19 protein-coding genes are annotated in these 18,855 nt (G+C 69.6%); 7 read left to right on the top strand and 12 right to left on the bottom strand.

All coding sequences use genetic code 11. The annotated features are described in order from the left end of the window. Nucleotides 1-68: 68 nt before the first annotated feature. Nucleotides 69-266 carry a hypothetical protein gene (locus tag AC1DW3_RS10705; RefSeq protein WP_477931235.1) on the top strand — a complete coding sequence of 66 codons (198 nt, stop codon included), beginning with the start codon at nucleotides 69-71 and terminating at the stop codon, nucleotides 264-266. On the opposite strand, the gene recG is transcribed toward AC1DW3_RS10705, so the two are convergent. Both recG and AC1DW3_RS10695 read right to left on the bottom strand, forming a co-directional pair. Beyond that, nucleotides 267-2,303, bottom strand: coding sequence for an ATP-dependent DNA helicase RecG (gene recG, locus AC1DW3_RS10700; protein WP_477931233.1), 2,037 nt, complete (start codon nucleotides 2,301-2,303; stop codon nucleotides 267-269). A gap of 23 nt (nucleotides 2,304-2,326) precedes the next feature. Continuing rightward, nucleotides 2,327-3,079, bottom strand: coding sequence for a substrate-binding periplasmic protein (locus AC1DW3_RS10695; protein ID WP_477931232.1), 753 nt, complete (start codon nucleotides 3,077-3,079; stop codon nucleotides 2,327-2,329). Nucleotides 3,080-3,265: 186 nt separating this feature from the next. Here AC1DW3_RS10695 and AC1DW3_RS10690 point away from each other — a divergent pair, with 186 nt between their 5' ends. Together AC1DW3_RS10690 and queA are read left to right on the top strand one after the other, a co-directional pair. Continuing rightward, on the top strand, nucleotides 3,266-5,581 hold the full coding sequence (locus AC1DW3_RS10690) for a YCF48-related protein (protein ID WP_477931230.1): 2,316 nt from the start codon (nucleotides 3,266-3,268) through the stop codon (nucleotides 5,579-5,581). A gap of 66 nt (nucleotides 5,582-5,647) precedes the next feature. Then, a complete protein-coding gene (gene queA / locus AC1DW3_RS10685) occupies nucleotides 5,648-6,700 on the top strand; it encodes a tRNA preQ1(34) S-adenosylmethionine ribosyltransferase-isomerase QueA (RefSeq protein ID WP_477931228.1) in 1,053 nt (350 codons plus the stop codon). Here the strand turns inward: queA and AC1DW3_RS10680 are convergent. The 4 genes from AC1DW3_RS10680 to AC1DW3_RS10665 form a co-directional block, all read right to left on the bottom strand. Further along, nucleotides 6,652-7,257, bottom strand: a complete 606-nt coding sequence (locus AC1DW3_RS10680; protein ID WP_477931226.1) for an IMPACT family protein — start codon at nucleotides 7,255-7,257, stop codon at nucleotides 6,652-6,654. The two genes, queA and AC1DW3_RS10680, sit on opposite strands and share 49 nt — an antisense overlap. Nucleotides 7,258-7,423: 166 nt before the next feature. Next, on the bottom strand, nucleotides 7,424-8,215 hold the full coding sequence (locus AC1DW3_RS10675; protein WP_477931224.1) for a substrate-binding periplasmic protein: 792 nt from the start codon (nucleotides 8,213-8,215) through the stop codon (nucleotides 7,424-7,426). A 61-nt stretch (nucleotides 8,216-8,276) separates the two neighbouring features. After that, nucleotides 8,277-9,035, bottom strand: coding sequence for a substrate-binding periplasmic protein (locus AC1DW3_RS10670; protein ID WP_477931223.1), 759 nt, complete (start codon nucleotides 9,033-9,035; stop codon nucleotides 8,277-8,279). Nucleotides 9,036-9,056: 21 nt separating this feature from the next. Next, nucleotides 9,057-9,875 (bottom strand): substrate-binding periplasmic protein, encoded by an 819-nt coding sequence (locus tag AC1DW3_RS10665; protein WP_477931221.1) that lies wholly within the window; start codon nucleotides 9,873-9,875, stop codon nucleotides 9,057-9,059. Between the two features lie 49 nt (nucleotides 9,876-9,924). Here AC1DW3_RS10665 and tgt point away from each other — a divergent pair, with 49 nt between their 5' ends. Then, a complete protein-coding gene (gene tgt / locus AC1DW3_RS10660; protein ID WP_477931219.1) occupies nucleotides 9,925-11,052 on the top strand; it encodes a tRNA guanosine(34) transglycosylase Tgt in 1,128 nt (375 codons plus the stop codon). 175 nt (nucleotides 11,053-11,227) lie between these two features. Next, complete coding sequence (locus AC1DW3_RS10655) at nucleotides 11,228-11,746, top strand: hypothetical protein (RefSeq protein WP_477931217.1); 519 nt, start codon at nucleotides 11,228-11,230, stop codon at nucleotides 11,744-11,746. Here the strand turns inward: AC1DW3_RS10655 and AC1DW3_RS10650 are convergent. The 5 genes from AC1DW3_RS10650 to AC1DW3_RS10630 all read right to left on the bottom strand — a co-directional run bounded on the left by AC1DW3_RS10650 (nucleotide 11,679) and on the right by AC1DW3_RS10630 (nucleotide 16,593). Then, nucleotides 11,679-13,586, bottom strand: coding sequence for an MFS transporter (locus AC1DW3_RS10650; protein WP_477931215.1), 1,908 nt, complete (start codon nucleotides 13,584-13,586; stop codon nucleotides 11,679-11,681). The two genes, AC1DW3_RS10655 and AC1DW3_RS10650, sit on opposite strands and share 68 nt — an antisense overlap. Further along, entirely contained in the window at nucleotides 13,583-14,362 is a 780-nt protein-coding gene (locus AC1DW3_RS10645) for a DUF2145 domain-containing protein (RefSeq protein ID WP_477931214.1), read from the bottom strand. The genes AC1DW3_RS10650 and AC1DW3_RS10645 overlap by 4 nt, the downstream gene beginning before the upstream one ends. Further along, on the bottom strand, nucleotides 14,359-14,808 hold the full coding sequence (locus tag AC1DW3_RS10640; RefSeq protein WP_477931212.1) for a hypothetical protein: 450 nt from the start codon (nucleotides 14,806-14,808) through the stop codon (nucleotides 14,359-14,361). The genes AC1DW3_RS10645 and AC1DW3_RS10640 overlap by 4 nt, the downstream gene beginning before the upstream one ends. 120 nt (nucleotides 14,809-14,928) lie before the next feature. Then, nucleotides 14,929-16,152, bottom strand: coding sequence for an amidohydrolase family protein (locus tag AC1DW3_RS10635; RefSeq protein WP_477931210.1), 1,224 nt, complete (start codon nucleotides 16,150-16,152; stop codon nucleotides 14,929-14,931). 3 nt (nucleotides 16,153-16,155) lie between these two features. Next, nucleotides 16,156-16,593 carry a hypothetical protein gene (locus AC1DW3_RS10630; RefSeq protein ID WP_477931208.1) on the bottom strand — a complete coding sequence of 146 codons (438 nt, stop codon included), beginning with the start codon at nucleotides 16,591-16,593 and terminating at the stop codon, nucleotides 16,156-16,158. A 135-nt stretch (nucleotides 16,594-16,728) separates the two neighbouring features. Here AC1DW3_RS10630 and AC1DW3_RS10625 point away from each other — a divergent pair, with 135 nt between their 5' ends. Continuing rightward, nucleotides 16,729-17,499: a helix-turn-helix domain-containing protein gene (locus tag AC1DW3_RS10625; protein ID WP_477931206.1), complete on the top strand. Its 771-nt coding sequence runs from the start codon at nucleotides 16,729-16,731 to the stop codon at nucleotides 17,497-17,499. Between the two features lie 8 nt (nucleotides 17,500-17,507). Next, on the top strand, nucleotides 17,508-18,293 hold the full coding sequence (locus tag AC1DW3_RS10620) for a hypothetical protein (RefSeq protein ID WP_477931204.1): 786 nt from the start codon (nucleotides 17,508-17,510) through the stop codon (nucleotides 18,291-18,293). Nucleotides 18,294-18,308: 15 nt separating this feature from the next. Here the strand turns inward: AC1DW3_RS10620 and AC1DW3_RS10615 are convergent, their stop codons facing one another. Further along, nucleotides 18,309-18,758 carry a YiaA/YiaB family inner membrane protein gene (locus tag AC1DW3_RS10615; protein ID WP_477931202.1) on the bottom strand — a complete coding sequence of 150 codons (450 nt, stop codon included), beginning with the start codon at nucleotides 18,756-18,758 and terminating at the stop codon, nucleotides 18,309-18,311. Nucleotides 18,759-18,855 lie beyond the last annotated feature (97 nt).

Genomic DNA, 18,855 nt, shown 5'->3' with positions numbered 1-18,855 from the left:
GCTGCGTGACCGGCTGGCCTCGGTTGGGGAGGATGCGTCCTCCTCAACACCTGTCCCCGACAACTCGAATGAAGCGCTTCGCCACCGTCCTTGCCCCGCTGACCGCCCTGGCCGCCTCCAGCCTGCTCGGCGCCTGCGTCTTCGCACCGCCCATCCATACGCCGGCCGACACGCAGGCCGTCAGCAAGATGAGCGAACAGGCCCTGGCCACCTGCGGCGTAGGCAATGTGAAGGAGGTGAATGCGAAGAGCTTCACCTGCAAGTAGTCAAGCCTTGAGGTACTCCGCCTTGGTCCCCAGCCAGCGCTTCACCTGGGCGGCTGCCGCGGCCGGATGACGGTCCAGCAGCTCAGGCGCCAGCGCACGCGCGGCGACGAGCAGCGGCGCGTCCTCCTGCAGGTCGGCGAAGCGCAGCAGCTCGGCGCCGCTCTGGCGTGAGCCCATGAACTCGCCCGGGCCGCGGATGTCGAGGTCGCGCCTTGCGATCTCGAAGCCGTCGGTCGTCTCGGCCATGGCCTTGAGCCGGGACTTGCCGGTGTCGGACAGCGGCGGGCTGTAGATCAGCACGCAGACGCTGGCCTTCGCGCCGCGCCCGACGCGGCCACGCAGCTGGTGCAGTTGCGCCAGGCCGAAGCGCTCGGCATGCTCGATGACCATCAGGCTGGCGTTGGGCACGTCCACGCCCACTTCGATGACCGTCGTGGCCACCAGCACGCTCATGGCCCCGTTGGAGAACTGCGCCATGACGGCGGCCTTGTCGCCGGGCGACATGCGGCCGTGCAGCAAGCCGACGCTGGTGCCCGCCAGCGTGGCGCTCAACTCCGCGTGCGTCTCGGTCGCATTGCGCAGGTCCACCGCTTCGCTTTCCTCCACCAGTGGGCAGACCCAGTAGACCTGGGCGCCGTCGGCCACCGCCATGCGGATCTTGTCGACCACATCGTGGCGCTTGGACTCGGTGAACACCTTGGTGACGATGGGGCTGCGGCCGGGCGGCAGCTCGTCGATGGTGGACACGTCCAGGTCGGCGAAATAGGTCATCGCCAGCGTGCGCGGGATCGGCGTGGCGCTCATCATCAGCATGTGCGGCTCAAGGTCCATCGCCTTGAGCTTGTTGCGCAAGGCCAGCCGCTGCGCGACGCCGAAGCGATGCTGCTCGTCGATGACGGCCAGGCCGAGCCTGGCGAACTTCACCTTGTCCTCGATGACGGCATGCGTGCCGACGATGAGCTGGGCTTCGCCCGAGGCCGCCGCGTCCAGCATCTTCTGCCGCGCCTTGCCCTTCACGCTGCCGGTGATCCACGCGACCTTGAGCCCCAGCGGCTCCAGCCAGTCGATGAGCTTGCGGAAATGCTGCTCGGCCAGGATCTCGGTGGGCGCCATCAGCGCGCATTGCCAGCCGGCATCGATGGCCACGGCCGCGGCCAGCGCCGCGACCACGGTCTTGCCGGAGCCGACGTCGCCCTGCAGCAGCCGGTGCGTGGGCTGTGGCCGGGCCAGGTCCTGGGCGATCTCCTCGGACACGCGCTGCTGTGCGGCCGTGAGCTGGAAGGGCAGGGCCGCCAGCAGCTTCTCGTGCAGGCCACCGGGCTTGGCGCGCAGCGCGGGCGCGACGAGCAAGGCCCGCTCGCGCTGGGCCTGCAGCTGCGACAGCTGCTGGGCCAGCAGCTCCTCGAACTTGAGGCGGTGCCAGGCCGGGTGGTGGTGCTCGTGCAGCGCGTCCTGGGAGGCGCTGGGCGGCGGGTGGTGCAGGTAGTTGAGCGCCTCCTTCAGCGAAGGCAGGTCGGGCGGCACGACGCCGGCCGGCAGCAGCTCGCGCAGGTCGGCGCGCGCCAGGCCCGAGGCCACGGCCTTGCGCAGATAGGCCTGGGGCAGCTGCGCCGCAGACGGGTAGACCGGCGTCAGCTCTTTAGCCAGCGGCGTGTCGTCGTCGACGACCTTGACGACGGGGTGCACCATCTCACGGCCGAAGAAGCCGACACGCGCCTCGCCGCGGATGCGCAGCCGGGTCGCGGCCGACATCTGCTTCTGCTGCGAGGGGTAGAAGTGCAGAAAGCGCAGCAGCAGCGTGCCGGAGTCGTCCTTCACGCGCACCAGCAGCTGGCGGCGGCTGCGCAACTCGACCTGGCAGTCGACGACGACGCCTTCCACCTGGGCCGGCTCGTTCTCGCGCAGCGCGGCGATGGGGATGAGCCGGGTCTCGTCCTCGTAGCGCATCGGCAGGTGCAGGGCCAGGTCGATGTCGCGCACGAGGCCGAGTTTCTCCATCGCTTTTTGCGGTGCAGATTTGGCGCGTTCCTCGGGCATGGCCGGCATTGTGCCGGCCGCTCTCAGCGGAAATAGCGTTGCCGCAACTGCTCATAGCGCCCGTCGCGCTTCATCGCATCCAGCGCCGCCTGCAGTCGCCTCGCCAGGGCCGGGTCGGTCTCGGGGCGCAGCCCATACCAATAGGCGCGCGTGACATCCAGCTCCATGACGGGCTGCAGCGCGGCGTAGTCCAGCTTGTGCTGGCGCATGGCCCAGGCGGCAGCCCAGTCCAGCAGCACGACGAACTCCATGCGGCTGGCCAGCAGCTTGCGCACATTGGTGGCGTCGTCGAGGCCATGCTCGAGCTCGATGCCCGGCTTCAGCCCGGCCGCCTGCAGCAGGCGGTCGGCCGCCGAGTCACGCACGACGCCGATGCGCCGCTCGCCCAGCTCGCTGAGCTGGGGCAGGCTGAGGTCGCTGCGCTTGGCCAGCCGGTAGATCAGCACGCGCCGTGGCGCGATCGGCCCGACCCACTGGAACTGGGCCTCGCGCTCCGGTGTGCGCGTCAGCGAGAACAGCACGCTGGCCGGCTGGGCCTCGGCCATCTGCACGGCACGCTGCCAGGGCAGCACCTGCAACTCCAGCGGCAGTCCGGCCGCGGCCGCCATCTTGCGCAGCAGCTCGACGCTGAAGCCGCGCACCTCGCCGCCGTCCTGGTAGTTCAGCGGCGCCAGGTTTTCGGTGAAGCCCACCAGCGTGCGCTCGGCCGGCGCCGCGACCGCCGCGGCGGGCAGGCCGGAGACAGCGGGCAGGGCGAGACAGGTACGGCGCTTCACGGGGCCGCGAGTCTAGGATGACAACGCTGACGCCCGTATGACCGAGCGGCCGACGGTGTGGAATAAGGCGCGGCTCGCTGTCCTGTCGGGTTCTGCGTGACAAACTCCTGCCCAAAAGAGGTGCTCGGGAGGGCGGAGTTGAAGACTTTTCAGATGGCGGGCATTCGTGCAGTCGCGGCGTTGGCATTGGCTGCCCTCGTTAGCGCCTGCGGCGGCGGCGGGGGCGGGGGTGGCTATGGCGCTCCGCCGCCTGCTCCACCCGCGGCCATCCCGGACAACCTGGCGATCACGGCACCGGCCGTCGCCGAGATGTCGGCGGCTGCGGCATTCACCAGTTCGGCCGCCAGCCTCAGCGGCCTGAGCTTTGCGTGGAGCTTTGGCGATGGCGCGAGCAGCACCGAGGCCAGCCCCCAGCACCAGTACACCCAGCCGGGCGACTTCGAGGTCAGCCTCAAGGTCAGCAATTCGGCCGGCACGAGCAAGGAAGTCAAGGCCAAGCTGGCCGTCAACAACCGCGCGATCACCAGCGGGCTGAGTTGCAGTGGCGCAAACCAGGGAGGCTGGTGCTGGCAGACGCCACGGCCGAGCGGCAACGCCGTTAATGACGCGCATTTCGTGAGCAGCTCGGTGGGCTGGACCGTGGGTGACAGCGGCGAAATCCTCAAGACCGTCGATGGCGGCAAGACCTGGGCACGCCAGTTCGCAGGCGTATCGACGCAGTTGACGAGTGTGCGCTTTGCCGATGCCAACAACGGCTGGGCCCTCGGGGCCTATGGCGCTCTGCTGCGCACGGTGGATGGCGGTGCCCGCTGGACGATGCAGAGTGCCGACCTGCCGCAGGGCGCCTCCACCCGGTTGGTCGTCGTGAACGCTGCGACCGCCATGATCCTTGCCGGCAGCAACGTGCTGGCGGCAACGGCCGACGGCGGCAACAGCTGGACGCGCCCCATCCTGGACACCGTTTCGCCGACGATCACTGCGGACGGCGTGATCTGGGACCTTGGCTCCTCGGTGCTGCGCAAGTCCGCGGACTTGGGCAAGACCTGGACGGTGCTGYGGAGCTTCTCGTCCTTCCCGTACGGGCCTGTCCTGGTGATGCAGGGGCAGTCGCTGTGGATCGCGGCGCGCGCGCTCGCCTATGACCCCCTGCTGGAAAGGACGGTCTACCGGGTCACGATCCAGCGCAGTACGGACGGCGGCGCCACCTGGGGCACGCTGACGCCCGAGACCCTGCCCGGCAATGCCGCCTCCATGTCCGCCATCGACTTCAACGATGCCAATGTGGGCGCCGTGGAGGTGAACACGGCGCTCTACCGGACGACGGACGGCGGCGTCAGCTGGACCCAAACGGCGGTGCCCGCGGGCGCCTACGGCCTTGAGCATCGCGTGATGGCGCCCGGTGTGCGCTATCGCGGCTACTTCGACAGCAGCAACAAGCGGGTGCATCAGCTCAGCGAGGATGCCGGCGCCACCTGGCGAACCATCAGCACCCCGGGCCGCACCGACAGCTTCTACGACGACTTCCAGCTGCAGCGGTTGCAGCGGCTGGACGGTCCCGCGTGGGTGGCGCTTTCGGAAGGCGAGCTTCGCCAAAGTGTCGACGGCATGGCGAGCTGGAGCGTGGTTCGCGGATCGGCGCTCGCGCAGCAGGCCACGGCCTTCCAATCGCCATGGTTCTTTGACGCCAAGCGAGGTCTGGCCCTGTCGCAGCTCGGTGAGCTGCTGGAGACCAGCAACGGCGGCCTCGACTGGACGGCCCGGCGCATCGGCGTGCCCGCGGGGTTCTGGACCGCTTCGCGCATGCATTTCGTTGACGCGACGCATGGCTGGTTGGTGACGGACCTCGGCGATCTTTTCATGACGACGGACAGCGGCGGGCGCTGGAATGCAACTCCAGCGACGCTGACCTATGAGTTCAGCCGGGTCCATTTCCTGGACGCCCGGAACGGCTTTGCAACGGGACGCGAGGTGGCCTATCCGAATGAGCGACGCTTCCTGACCTCGGCCGACGGTGGTCAGACCTGGACCGCGCTTGCCACGCTTGCGGAAGACATCGCTGACATCCACTTCAGCAACCAGCAGCAAGGCATCCTGGTGGGCTCGGGGGGGCGCATCATGACCACGTCGGATGGCGGCAGGACCTGGGTCAACCGCTTCAGCGGCACGAGCGCCGCGCTGAACAGCGTGGCGAGAGGGGAGACGGGGCTGTGGGTCGTGGGGGACTCGGGCACGGTATTGAACTCGAGCGATGGCGGAGCGACCTGGGCGCCGCTGACCGTGACGACGGCATCGCTGCTGAAGATCCGTTTCCTCGACACCCGGCAGGGGTGGGCGGTGGGCAGGAATGGCACCATCCTGTCGACGCAGGATGGCGGCAAGACGTGGAAGACCCAGGACGCCGGCACGCGCGCCGCCCTGTCCGATGTGTTCTTCGTGGACTCCCGCACGGGTTGGGTGAGTGGCGGCTACGCGCTGCTGGCGACCGGTACCGGCGGCCAGTAGCGGCGGCGGCCCGGCCGCGTGGAACAATCCTGGCCCGACTGAATGGGCCATGCCGCCCAGCGCCTCATGTCCCGCTCGTACAGCGTCGCCGATTTCGATTTCGACCTTCCCCCCGAGCTGATCGCCCAGCACCCGGCCGCGGAACGCAGCAGCTCGCGGCTGCTGGACGCGACCGGCGCCACGCTGGTGGACCGCGTCTTCCGCGAACTGCCGGACCTGCTGGGCGCGGGTGACCTGCTGGTCTTCAACAACACCCGCGTCATCAAGGCGCGCCTCTTCGGTCTCAAGGCGACCGGCGGCTCCGTCGAAGCGCTGGTCGAGCGCGTGCTGCCCGGCACGCAGGAAGTCTGGATGCATCTGCGCGCCAGCAAGAGCCCCAAGCCGGGCAGCAGTGTGCGCTTTGCCGATGCCTTCGATGCCGAGGTGCTGGGCCGTTGCGGGCCCGACAACGGCCTCTTCCATCTGCGCTTCGACGGCGACCCGTTTGCGCTGCTGGAGGTGCATGGCCATGTGCCGCTGCCGCCCTATATCGCCCATGCCGACGGCGAAGACGATGTGCGCCGCTACCAGACCGTGTTCGCCAAGGAGCCCGGTGCCGTCGCCGCGCCGACGGCGGCTCTGCATTTCGACGAAGCCCTGCTGGCCCGCCTGGCGGAGTGCGGCGTCGAGCAGGCCCATGTCACGCTGCACGTGGGTGCCGGCACCTTCCAGCCGGTGCGTGTCGACAGGCTGGAAGAGCACAAGATGCACAGCGAATGGTTCGAGGTGCCGCAATCGACGGTGGACGCAGTGGCCGCCTGCCGCGCACGCGGCGGCCGCGTCGTGGCCGTCGGCACGACGACGCTGCGCGCGCTGGAGTCGGCCGCGCGTGGTGGCCAGCTCGAAGCCGGCGCCCGCGAGACCGACATCTTCATCACGCCGGGCTTCGAGTTCCGCGTCGTCGACCGCCTCGTCACCAACTTCCATCTGCCCAAGAGCACCTTGATGATGCTGGTCAGCGCGCTGGCGGGCTATGAGCACATCCGGGCGGTCTATGCGCATGCGATCGCGCAGCGCTACCGCTTCTTCAGCTATGGCGACGCGATGCTGCTTTCGCGCGTCCACACCACGCGGCCCTGAGCCGCATCGTCGACGGCGGTCGTGAATGCGGCCCTCGCCGTGACCGGCAGGCTGAAGCGCATGCGAACGCGCGCCGCATGGCCCACATCGACGAGCTGCGCGCCATGCTGCTCGGCCAGCCGGCGCAGCCGGCCTTCCAGCTCATAGGGCAGTTCGCAGCCCAGTTCGACCAGGGCGACACGCTCGACCTTGTCGGCCGTCAGCAGGGCCTGGGCAATGCAGTCGGTGTAGGCGCGCACCAGGCCGCCGGCGCCCAGCTTCACGCCGCCCCAATAGCGCACGGCGGTCGCCAGCACGCCGTCCAGGCCCTGGTGGCGCAACACGTCCAGCATGGGCCGGCCGGCGGTACCGCCGGGTTCGCCGTCATCGTTGGCGGCCGAGTGACCGCCGGCCAGCAGGGCCCAGCAGACATGGGCCGCGCCGGGATGCGCCGCGCGCAACTCGGCCACGCGGGCCAGGGCGGCCTGGCGGTCGGCGCAGGGCTCGACGCGGCCGAGGAAGCGGCTTTTCTTGATGACGAGTTCGTATTCGGCCGGCGCGGCCAGGGTCAGGGGCATGGGGAGTGATTGTCCTCACTGCATAGCCCGAGCTCGCGGCATTCGCGGGCCGAGCGCCGGGCCGCTCCCTAGCCGGCCCGCCTGGGGCGATGTGTTCGCCGGTCGAACCGGCGAGCATCGCCGTCCCCTCGGGGGACCGTCCAAGGTACTCCTTGGACGAGGGGCTTCACTCACCTCCCGTGTAGGCCGCCGCCTTGGCACCCTTGTCGCCCAGATGGCGCTTCAGGATCTCGTGGACCTTGCCATCCGCCAGCATGGCCTGCAGCGCGCGACGCAGGCGCAGGCGGTCGGCCTCCGGCATGCTGCGCACCATGGCCAGAGCGACCGCGTTGCGTTCGTTGGGCGTCACGTCCACCGGCACCAGTTCGTCCGGATCGTCGAAGGCGGCCATGGCGATGCCCCAGCCGCTGGGCAGGGCCAGCAAGGCATCGGCGCGGCCGGCCTTCAGCATGCGGGTGGCGCTGGCGAAGTCGCCGGTCTCGACGAGACGGCCCTGGCTGCGCATGCGCTGCACCCAGGCGTCGATGGTCGGGCCGTGGGCATAGCCCCGCACATCCAGCAGCCGCAGCCGGGTATCGGCCTCGAAGGCGGCGATGGTCGGCGCGCGTGCCGCCAGCTCGCGCCGCATCAGCACCTGGTAGCGCCCCTGGGCGTAGGGCACCAGCTCGGCGATCTCGCGGCGTTCCGGGCTTATCAGCGCGGACAGCGTCAGCTGCACGACGCCGCGGCGCATCTGGTCCCAGATGCGCACGCGCGACTCCACCACCATGCGCAGCTGGCAGCCGGAGCGGCGCGCCAGCTCGTCGAACATGTCCTTGTCGATGCCGGCGGGGCCCGTCTGCGGGTCCTCGTAGTAGAAGCGGGCATAGGGGTAGAGGGCGGCCGTGTAGGGGCCGCAGGCCTGGGCGGCCTGCCCCATCCAGGCGAGCAGCAAGCCCACAAGCAGGGTGCGCAGCATGTGCCGATAGTGGCGGTTCGGCGGATTGGCGTCCAGCCCGGCAATGCCCGGGAGGTGGTCGCTAGGTGGCGCTGGCCGGCAGGCCGTAGGCCTGCTTGAGCTTCTCCACGGCCCCGCTGCGGCGCAGTTGATCGAGGGCGCGTTGCAGCGCTTCGGCCAGCGCGGGATCGCCGTCCACCCGCAGGCCGAAGCAGTAGTCGGCGCTGGCATCGAGCACGGCCACTTCGCGGATCCGGTCCGCAGCTTCGCGCATCTGGTGCAGTTGCCAGTAGATGTTGAGGTCGCCGATCACCAGCAGGTCCATGCGTCCGGCCATCAGCTTGCGCACGCTCGCCTCGTAGCTGGGCGACACCTCCAGCTCCTTGTCCGGCTTCAGACCCTCGGCCAGCAATTGCTCCAGCGTGGCCGTGCCGGCGGTGGCACCCACGCGCAGGCCGTCCAGCTGGTGCAGGCCACGGAAGTGGATGTCCGTGCGTTGGCGCAGGCTGTAGATGCCCACGCGGCGCGGCAGGATGGGCCCGACCCAGCGGTAACGGTTCTCGCGCTCGGGCAGGCGGGCCAAAGGGAGGAGCAGACTGCCCGGGGTGTCGAGAAAGGACTTCTCGGCCCGCAACCGGGGTTGCAGGGCCAGGTTCAGTTCCAGACCGGCCGTTTCGGCCATGCGGCGCAGCAGGTCGACGGCCAGTCCCGTCACCTGGCCGTCCTGCTCGAAGCTCAAGGGCGGCAGCGCGTGGCAGAAGGCCGGCAGCGGCGTGCGCGCGGCGGCGGCGGGCAGAGGCAGGGCCGCAGCGAGGGTCAGCAAGGGGCGACGACGCAGCATCTGGGGTGTACTCGGGTGCGCTCAGGGGCCGCTGTCGCCGTCGGGCAGGCGCAGGGCGAGTGCCAGCTTGTCGCCGGCATGGCGGCGCAGGATGGTGTCCAGGCTGCCATCACGCCGCATGGCCAGCAGCGCCTCGCGCAGCTGCGCCCGGTCGGCCTCGCCGACCCGCTCCCGCGACATGGCCAGGGCACCGACAACACGTTCCGCGGGGGCCCAGACGACGGCTTCGTAGGCATTGAGGTCGGCATCCAGCTGGCGTAGCCATGCCAGGCTGGCGACCCCGATCAGCAGGGCGTCGGCGCGACCGGCCTTGAAGGCGCGCACGGCAGTGGGTTGATCGGGCGCCTCGACGATGCGCCCGCGCTGCTGCAGCCGGGCCAGCACGGCCTCCATCCGCGGGCCGTCGCGGGCGGCCCTCACTTTCAGCAGGCGGCGCTGCTCATCCTGCAGAAAGGCTTCCGGCGTGCTCGGCACGCTGCGGTCCTGCAACAGCACGACGCGGCGCGACTGCACATAGGGGACCAGCTCGACGATGCGCCCGCGCTCGGGGTTCATCACCGCGGAGACCGTGATGTCCACGCCGCCCGAGGTCAGCAGGGCCCAGATGCGCGCACGCGACTCGAGCCGGGTCTCGAAGCGGCAGCCCGTGCGCCGCGCCAGCTCCTCGATGACGTCCTTGTCGATGCCGCGGTACTGGCCATCGGCGTCGCGGTGGTAGAGGACGCCGTACTCGTAGAAGGCCACGCGGTAGGGGCCGCAGGCCAGGGCTGCCGTGGGCAGCATGGCGCAGGCCAGCAGCAGACGGCGCAGCCGGGATGTGACCGTGGCGGGGATCCTCATCGCAGTTCAGTGTAGGCGCGCCCCTCCCCGCTGCGACAATCCCTGTCCCATGCTGAAGTTCGACCTCCTCAAGACCGAAGGCCGCGCCCGCCGCGGCACGCTCACGCTCAACCACGGCGTCGTGCAGACGCCCATCTTCATGCCCGTGGGCACCTATGGCACGGTCAAGGGCGTCACGCCGCGATCGCTGGAGGAGATGGGCGCCCAGATCATCCTCGGCAACACCTTCCATCTGTGGATGCGGCCGGGCCTGGACGTCGTCACCCAGTTCGGCGGCCTGCACCGCTTCGAGAGCTGGAACAAGCCCATCCTGACCGACTCCGGCGGCTTCCAGGTCTGGAGCCTGGGCGCCATGCGCAAGATCAGCGAGGAAGGCGTCAAGTTCGCCTCGCCCGTCAATGGCGACAAGCTCTTCCTGACCCCCGAGGTCAGCATGCAGATCCAGACCATCCTCAACTCCGACATCGTCATGCAGTTCGACGAGTGCACGCCCTACGAGAGCAAGGGCGTGCTGACGACGGAGCGCGAGGCCAAGCAGTCGATGGAGCTGAGCTTGCGCTGGGCCAAGCGCTGCATTACCGAATTCGACCGGCTGGAGAACCCGAACGCGCTGTTCGGCATCGTGCAGGGCGGCATGTTCACCCATCTGCGCGACGCCTCGCTGGCCGGCCTGGCCGAGCTGGACCTGCCGGGCTATGCCATCGGTGGCCTGTCGGTAGGCGAGCCCAAGGCCGAGATGCAGCGCATCCTCGAGCACACCGGCCACCAGTTGCCCGCCAACAAGCCGCGCTATCTGATGGGCGTGGGCACGCCGGAGGACCTGGTGGAAGGCGTCAGCCAGGGCATCGACATGTTCGACTGCGTGATGCCCACCCGCAATGCGCGCAACGGCCATCTGTTCACGCGCTTCGGCGACCTGCGCCTGCGCAATGCGCGCTACAAGTCCGACGAGAAGCCGGTTGACGAGACCTGCACCTGCGAATGCTGCAAGGGCTTCAGCCGCGCCTATCTGCACCACCTGGACCGCTGCGGCGAGATGCTGGGCCCCATGCTGACCAGCGTGCACAACCTGCACTACTACCTGGCCCTGATGCAGGAGATGCGCGACGCGCTGGATGCCGGGCGCTTCGAGGCCTGGCGGGCGCAGTTCCACGCCGACCGGGCGCGCGGGGTGTGAAGCGGCCCCTCGTCCAATCTCGCACCGCTGAACGCGGGCGAGCCTGGTCGGTCCCCCGAGGGGACGGCGATGCTCGCGGCATGGAGCCGCGAGCACATCGCCCAACCGGGCCGGCTCGGGAGCGGCCCAGCGCTCGGCCCGACGTATCCGGTTTCATCGGCCTCAAGATAGCGGCATGCTGAAAGCCCTGTTCGCTGCGCTGCGCTGGATCTTCCGGGTCGTCTTCGCCATCCTCATCCTGTTCGAGGAATGGGGTTGGGAGCCGCTGCGGCGCGTCTTCGCGCTGCTGGCCAGGCTGCCGGTCATCCGCCAGTTCGAGGCCCTGCTCAAGCGCCTGCCGCCGCGCTGGGCTTTCGTCGTGCTGCTGCTGCCCAGCCTGCTGATCCTGCCGATCAAGCTGCTGGCCGTGTGGCTGGTGGCCGAAGGCCGCTACGCGATGGGCGTGGCCCTCGTCGTCGGCGCCAAGCTGATCGGCACGGCCTTGCTGGCCTGGCTGTTCCAGCTCATCCAGCCGGCGCTGATGCAACTGCCCTGGTTCGCCCGCCTCTACACGCGCTGGACGGCCTGGAAAGCCGAGCTGCTGGCCTGGGTGCGCGCCAGCGCGGCCTGGCGCACGGCTCGGGCGATCAAGCTGCGGGTGAAGCGGGTGTTCCGAGCAGGCCGGCCACGCGCGAACGAAGCGCCTCGGGACTGACGCCGGCCGGTGGCATCGGCTGATCCACCGTCAGGCTGACCGGGCTCCACACGCCGCGCCGCATCGGCTTGACCATGGCCTTGCCGTCCTCGACGCGCGAGAAGAAGCTGCCCCACAGATTGCCCAGCGCCATCGGGATGACGGGCACCTCGGGCATGCCCTCGATGAGCTTCATGACACCGCCCTTGAAGGGCTGCAGCTCGCCGTCGCGGGTCAGGCCGCCCTCGGGGAAGATGCAGACCATCTCGCCATCGGCCAGCACTGCGCGCGCTGCCGCGAAGGCGGCTTCGTAGGTGGCCGGATCGGCCTTGGCTGGCGCGATCGGGATGGCCTTGGCGAGCTTGAACATCCAGCCCAGCACGGGAATCTTGAAGATCTGGTGGTCCATCAGGAAGCGGATGGGCCGCGGGCTGGCGGCCATCAGCAGCACGGCGTCGACGAAGCTCACGTGGTTGCAGACCAGCACGGCCGGGCCGGCGGTCGGGATGCGTTCGTCGTGGATGACGCGAAAGCGATAGACCAGGCGCGTCAGCACGAAGGCGGCGAAGCGCAGCAGGTACTCCGGCACGATGAGGAAGATGTAGAAGGCCACGACCGCGTTGGCGATGCCCACCGCCAGGAAGATCTGCGGGATCGTCAGGCCGGCACCCAGCATGGCACCGGCGATGACCGAGCTGGCGATCATGAAGACCGCGTTCAGGATGTTGTTGGCCGCGATGATGCGGGCGCGGTGGCTGGGCTGGGCGCGCAGCTGGATCAATGCGTACATGGGCACGCTGTAGAGGCCGGCGAACAGGGCCAGCAGCGTCAGGTCGGCCAGCACGCGCCAATGCGCGGTCACGGCCAGGAAGGCGCTGACGCTGTAGGGCTCGCTGGCCGGCAGGCCGGTGGCGGCGAAGTAGAGGTCGATGGCGAACACGCTCATGCCGATGGCGCCCAGCGGCACCAGGCCGATCTCGACATGGCGCTTGGACAGCATCTCGCACATCAGCGAGCCGATGCCGATGCCGATGGAGAACACCGCCAGCAGCAGCGACGCGACCTGGGGGCTGCCATGCAGCACTTCCTTCGCGAAGGCCGGGAAGTTGCTCAGGAAGACGGCGCCGAAGAACCACATCCACGAGATGCCGAGCAGCGAGCGGAACACGGCCAGGCCTTCGTGGGCGATCTTCAGGTTGCGCCAGGTTTCGGTGAAGGGGTTCCAGTTGATGACGAGGTCGGGGTCGGTCGACGGGCTGGCCGGGATGCCCTGGGCCGTCACGCGGCCGGCGATGGCCAGCGCCAGGCAGGCCCAGGCGACGTGCTGCGGGCCGACGACCGGCGTGTCGACGAGGATGCCGCCGACCAGCTGGCCCAGCAGGATGGCGACGAAGGTGCCCATCTCCACCATGCCGTTGCCACCGGTCAGCTCGCGCTCGCTGAGCTGCTGTGGCATATAGGCGTACTTGACCGGGCCGAACAGCGTCGAGTGCAGGCCCATCAGGAAGACGCAACCCAGCAGGGCCGGCACATTGGCGGCGTAGAAGCCCCAGGCCGCGATCACCATGATGGCGATCTCCAGGCTCTTGACGAGCTGCATCAGCCGCGCCTTGTCGTGCTTGTCGGCGAGCTGGCCGCTGGTGGCCGAGAACAGCACATAGGGCAGGATGAACAGCGCCCCGATGACCAGGCCGGCCATCTTGGACGGCAGCCAGTCCAGCTGCAGCTGGTAGGTGATCATCAGCGTGAACGCGAACTTGAAGACGTTGTCGTTCGCGGCGCCGAGGAACTGCGTCCAGAAGAAGGGCGCAAAGCGGCGTTGCTTCAACAGCGCGAACTGGTTCGGATGTTCTTGGCTCATTGCTGGACGGTTTGGGGTGATTGGGACAGGCCGGCGCGCTGCATCCACGCGAACATCGAATCCACGGTGACCGTGTCGATATGGCTGCTGAAACGACGCGCGCTCGGATGATCGTCGAAAGCGATGTTGGCACGCGTGAGGCGGCCGCCCAACCGGGTCAACGTGGAGAGATGCAGGTCGGTGGGCTGGTAGCCCTGGGTCCGCAGCCAGTCCTGGGCGGTGCGACGGCTGCTGACGTTGGGTGCTGCGGCACCGGCCAGCGTCTCCAGCGCCCACTGGTTGCTCTGCTGGTATTGGGTGCCGAAGGCATAGGCCACCATGCTGTAGCGGCGCTCGTTGAAGCGCGCCACGCGGGCGTTGTCCGTCAGGATGGGCAACAGGGCCTGCTGCAGTTCGGGCTTGAGCACGGCGAAGGCCGCCTCGTAGCGGGCGGGGTTGTCGAGGAAGAACTCGCCCAGGCCCTGGCGGTACAGGGCGGCGTGGTCGGTGCCGCAGTGGTTGAGCTTGTGCATGACGCGCCAGGCGCCGCCGCCATCCTTGTAGACGAAGCCGACATGCGACCAGGTCAGGCCGTATTTGGACAGGTCCTGCCCGGCGCGGGCCAGCAAGACGACCTGGGCGCCGCTGGCGTCGAGCTGCCTGGCGGTGGCCGCGGCGAGGTTGAGCCCCTGCTCGACCTGGCGTGTCGTGGGCGGCTTCTCGTCGCAGCTCCGGCCGGCGTGCGCGGCGGTGGCGAGGGCGAGCGGCGCGAGGGCCAGCAGATGACGGCGCTTCAACGCGTCACCTGTTCGTTGTAGAGCAGGGCCTTGCCGATCTCGCTGGGGATGAAGGCGATGACTTCGCCCGCGGCCGACAGCACCGTGCCAGCGCCGATGACCGATACCGCGACCGCGGTGCCCGCGGACACGACGACGCCCTCGACCAGCTTGGCCGCCGTGCGCAGGCTGATGCGCACACCGTCGGAGACGCGCTCCAGCACCCAGACGGTGGCGCCGCCGATGACCTCGACGCTGACCACCACCAGCGACGCGCCCGCCGACAGCAGGCCGGCGGGGATGGCGCTCAGCGCGACACCGGTGGCGCTGACCGCGCCGACCGACAGCACGAGGGGGGCGGCCGACACGGCCAGGCTCAGCTCGGAGGCACCGCGCTGGGCCTGCGCCGGCAGGGCGAAGGCGCTCAGGACAAGGGACAGGCTGGAGACGGCAAGCAGGCGCTTCATGAGAGGACTCCGGGAGTGACGAGGTCCGGCTGGGCCAGACGGCCGCGATCTTGCGTGAAGCCAGGGTGGCCATCCCGGGAATAGTGCCGAGGCGCGTGGCAAGCGCCGCAAAGTAGCGCTTCATGACACCGCCACGCGCTCGAAATGCGCCCGCGTGGCAAACACCTTCGGCGACAGGCGGGCGCCGCGCCAGCGCGCCACGCGCTTGAGCGCGAGGTCGAACAGCAGCGGGTTTTGCTCGCGCAGGGCCTCCAGTTGCGGCAGGTCCACCGCGTCCAGCAGGCCGGCACTGACGAGGGCCGGCAGGCGAATGGCGGCCGGGATGCCGGGCAGCGGGTAGTCGGAACCGTGCAGCAGGCGCGCGTGCCAGTCCTCGCGCATCATCAGCGTGCGGGCGACGTCGGGATGGCGGTTGGTCTGCAGTACGACCGAGATGTCGCCCAGCAGCCGGCCACCCCAGTCCTCGTCCATCAGCCTTGCGAACAGCGAGAAGGCCGGCACTTCACGAGGACGCGCGCGATCCAGGTCCAGCGCGGTGCCCAGAGACGCGCAATGGGCGATGACGACACGCACGCCCTGCTCCAGCGCCGCACGCACCAGCAGCGGGTTGCCCAGCTCGTCGCGGCCGGCGCCCGGCACGGCGCGCTCCTCGCCGCAGTGCACGATGAGGGGCAGGCGAGTGGCGGCCAGGCGGGCGTAGAAGGGCCGCAGCCGCGGGTCGCGCAGGTCGATGTTCATGCTGGACGGCAGCCACTTCAGCGCGACGGCGCCCCGGGCCAGGGCCTCGTCCAGACGGGCCAGCGCGTCGGGTCGGTAGGGGTGGATGGAGGCCACCCAGGCGAAGCGCTGCGCATGCGCGGCGGCGACGCTGGCGGCATAGGCATTGGGCACATGGAAGGTCGTGTGCGCGGCCTGGGGCCGGCCGGCGGCGTCGCAGGCCTGGTCAAACGCAAACAGCATCCAGCGCGCGCCAGCCGGGAAGTCGTCGGCCAGCGCGCGCAGCCGCTCGACATAGGCGCGGTCCACGCTGGGCGCATCGGCCGGCACGCAGGCCGCATTGAGGATGAAGCGCTTGCGCAGCATCTCGACCGGGTGCCACCACTGGCTCAGCTGCGCATTGACCGAGCAGCCCGAGCCGGAGTCGCCGGTGCCGAGCAGATGGGTGTGCACGTCCCAGAGCTGGGCCGGGTCGAGGCCCTCGAAGCAGCGTTCGACCAAGGGCCGCAGCGTGTCGGGAATGCCGCTGCGGCAGGTGTTGAGCAGGCCGGCGCGGGCCGGGCTGGCCAGGGAGGTGAACAGGCCGGCGGCTGCGCCGCAGCACAGCAGATGACGTCGTGTCAGCATGCGTCAGTCGCTGACGCGCTCGTGATGCAGCAGCGCCTTGCCGGACTCGTTGGGAATGAGGGCGAGCACCCGGCCGGCGGTGGACAGCAGGGCGCCGGCGGACAGCTCCGTGATCGTGACCACATTGCCGGGTGCCAGCATCACGCCGTCGAGCAGGCGACCGCTGACGTGCACGCTGAAGCGAGCGCCGTCGGACGGCCTTTCCAGCAGCCAGCTGAAGCCATCGCCCTCCTCGTAGACCGCGAACATGCTGAGAGCCACGCCGGTGCTGAGCAGCGCCTGAGGCGTCGTTCGCGTGGGCACGCCGCTGGCATCGAGCAGTGCTGTCGACAGCACCGCGGTGGGCAGCGAGACGGCCACGTAGTCGGACGCCGTGGGCTCCTTGGCGCCCGCCGTCGTGGCAAGGCTCATGGCGAGGATCAAGGCAGGCAAGGGCTTCATGGAATGCTCCGTCTGGAAGGCGAGAAGTGCTGAGGGGCGCGAGCATCGCGAGGCCGTGCGTTGCTGCCGCCGTTTTTGTCCCGGTGGCGCGGCGGCTGCGCCCGATGGGGGCGTCATGCGCTACCGTTCATCCCCATGTCGAGCACGCAATCGCTGGTGGCCCTCATCAAGGCCGAGCTGAAGACGCAAGGGCTGAGCTATGCCGAGCTGGCCCAGGCCCTGGACCTGTCGGAGTCCAGCGTGAAGCGCATGCTGGCGCCGGGCGGCGAGATGCCGCTGTCGCGTGTGGACGAGATCTGCCGCGTGCTGAAGCTGGAGTTCGCCGAGCTGGCCGGGCGCCTCGTCAGCCAGTCGCCGGCGCTGCGCGAGCTGAGCCTGGAGCAGGAGCGCGCCGTCGTCGCCGACCCCAAATTGCTGCTCGTCGCCATCTGCTGCCTGAGCCATTGGGCGGTGGAGGACATGCTGTCGCGCTACCGCATCAGCGAGGTGGATGCCGTCGCCGCGCTGGCCCAGCTCGACCGCCTGGGCGTCATCGAGCTGCGCCCGCACAACCGCTACAAGCTCAAGGTGGCCAAGACGCTGCGCTGGCGGCCACAGGGGCCGGTGATGCAGTTCTTCCGCGAGCGCGTGATGGCCGACTTCTTTGCCGGCGGTTTCGACGGCGAGGGCGAGTTGCTGACGCTGGTGCACGGCGAGTTCGGTGCCGGCCATGCGCGCGAGCTGGCCGAGCGGCTGCAGCGCACGGCCGACGATTTCGCGCGCCAGCATCTGCTGGACCAGAAACTGCCGTCCTCCGAGAAGCGGCCCTACAGCGTCGTCATCGGGCTGCGGTCGTGGATCTTCGAGGCCTTCAGGGACCTGGAAAGGTCGGGCCTGGGCCAGCGTCGCAGCGCGAACAAACCCTAGGATGCCGCATGGCCGCTCCCGATCCCGATCCCGATCCGTCGTCCCGCCTCGCCGTCGGCTCCCAGCCCGTCAACCGGCGCACGCGGCGCCCGCTGCCCTCGGAAAACAACGAGCGACCGGAGGTGGTCCAGCAGCGCCAGCAGCAATTGCGAGCCCGCCATGAGCTGGGCCGCCCGCTGGCGGCCGGGCCTCGGCCAGTGGCGGCGGCGCCGCTGCCAGTGGCTGCCAGGGTGCAGGCAGGCCTGGGCGTGGCTTCGTTGTCGGGCGCCTTGTTCGTCAGCCAGCCGGTGCTGGTGGGTGTGCTCGTCGTCATCGGCACGGCGGGCCTGGGCTGGGCCGTGCGCGGGGTATGGCACCAGCGTCGTGGCATGGGCGAGGTGGGGCCGCAGGCCTTGCTGTCACCGCAGGCCCTGGACGCGCTGGATGCCCTGCTGGCCCGCGCCGCGCCGGCGTTGCCGCCGCCTGCGACGGAGGCTGTGAAGACCATCAAGCAGATGTTGGAACTGGTCCAGCAGCCAGGCGCGCCGGCGCGCCTGGGCATGCAGGACGCCGCCTTCGTGCAGCAAAGCGTGGCGCGCTATCTGCCCGACAGCCTGGAGGCCTATCTGCGCGTGCCGGCGGAGCGCCGCAGGCAGCCGCTGTCGGATGGCCAGCCCAGCGCCGACGAGGCCCTGGTCCAGCAGCTGGCGACCCTGTTGGAGGGACTGCAGCGCCGCCTGCAGCCGCTGCACGACGAGGCAGGCGAGGCGCTGCTGCGCCAGCAGCGCTTCCTGGACGTCAAGGCCCGCGAGTAGCGGGCGCCATCCACGTCAGTTGTTCGGTTCGGAGGAGCCGCGCGCGTTGGTCTGCTCGAGCAGGTCGGCCTCGTGGCGGTCGCGCAGCGTCTTGGCCAGCGTGAAGGTGCTGGAGACGAGGAAGAGCCAGGACACGGCGAGGTAGCGCTTGATCCAGTCGTCCATCTGCATGCGCCACAGGCCCCAGGCCGTCAGGGCCAGTGCCGCGACCAGCGCGATCCAGACCATCATGACCCAGCCCTGGGTGTCGACCTGGCCGTCGCGGTTGTCGCGCTGGGTCTTGGCGACGGCAAAGCAGGCGAACACCGAGAAGAACAGGCCGATGGCGAGGAAGGCGCGGTCCAGATCCTGGCCCGGCGCGCCGAACACGCCCCAGGCGCAGGCCAGCAGTGCCAGGACGAACGACGTCCAGACCTGGAGGCGCCAGGAACTGGTGTCGCGTTGCATGACGAAGCGGGTGGCCATGAGAGGATTTCCTTGCGGTGGTGTGTGTGGGCCGCGATCTTGCGTGAAGCCGGGCGCGCGAGCCTCGGGAATAGTGCCAAGGCGCGTGACAAGCGCC

Source organism: Roseateles sp. P2_H4, assembly GCF_056403315.1.
This window is presented reverse-complemented; position numbering and strand designations above follow the sequence as displayed.

Coding starts and splice junctions, on each gene's coding strand:
- recG (WP_477931233.1), bottom strand. CDS start 2,303: ATGCCCGAGGAACGCGCCAAATCTGCACCGCAAAAAGCGATGGAGAAA.
- AC1DW3_RS10670 (WP_477931223.1), bottom strand. CDS start 9,035: ATGCTGCGTCGTCGCCCCTTGCTGACCCTCGCTGCGGCCCTGCCTCTG.
- AC1DW3_RS10635 (WP_477931210.1), bottom strand. CDS start 16,152: ATGCTGACACGACGTCATCTGCTGTGCTGCGGCGCAGCCGCCGGCCTG.
- AC1DW3_RS10680 (WP_477931226.1), bottom strand. CDS start 7,257: ATGCCCCTGACCCTGGCCGCGCCGGCCGAATACGAACTCGTCATCAAG.
- AC1DW3_RS10615 (WP_477931202.1), bottom strand. CDS start 18,758: ATGGCCACCCGCTTCGTCATGCAACGCGACACCAGTTCCTGGCGCCTC.
- AC1DW3_RS10665 (WP_477931221.1), bottom strand. CDS start 9,875: ATGAGGATCCCCGCCACGGTCACATCCCGGCTGCGCCGTCTGCTGCTG.
- queA (WP_477931228.1), top strand. CDS start 5,648: ATGTCCCGCTCGTACAGCGTCGCCGATTTCGATTTCGACCTTCCCCCC.
- AC1DW3_RS10650 (WP_477931215.1), bottom strand. CDS start 13,586: ATGAGCCAAGAACATCCGAACCAGTTCGCGCTGTTGAAGCAACGCCGC.
- AC1DW3_RS10620 (WP_477931204.1), top strand. CDS start 17,508: ATGGCCGCTCCCGATCCCGATCCCGATCCGTCGTCCCGCCTCGCCGTC.
- AC1DW3_RS10655 (WP_477931217.1), top strand. CDS start 11,228: ATGCTGAAAGCCCTGTTCGCTGCGCTGCGCTGGATCTTCCGGGTCGTC.
- AC1DW3_RS10625 (WP_477931206.1), top strand. CDS start 16,729: ATGTCGAGCACGCAATCGCTGGTGGCCCTCATCAAGGCCGAGCTGAAG.
- tgt (WP_477931219.1), top strand. CDS start 9,925: ATGCTGAAGTTCGACCTCCTCAAGACCGAAGGCCGCGCCCGCCGCGGC.
- AC1DW3_RS10705 (WP_477931235.1), top strand. CDS start 69: ATGAAGCGCTTCGCCACCGTCCTTGCCCCGCTGACCGCCCTGGCCGCC.
- AC1DW3_RS10640 (WP_477931212.1), bottom strand. CDS start 14,808: ATGAAGCGCCTGCTTGCCGTCTCCAGCCTGTCCCTTGTCCTGAGCGCC.
- AC1DW3_RS10630 (WP_477931208.1), bottom strand. CDS start 16,593: ATGAAGCCCTTGCCTGCCTTGATCCTCGCCATGAGCCTTGCCACGACG.
- AC1DW3_RS10675 (WP_477931224.1), bottom strand. CDS start 8,215: ATGCTGCGCACCCTGCTTGTGGGCTTGCTGCTCGCCTGGATGGGGCAG.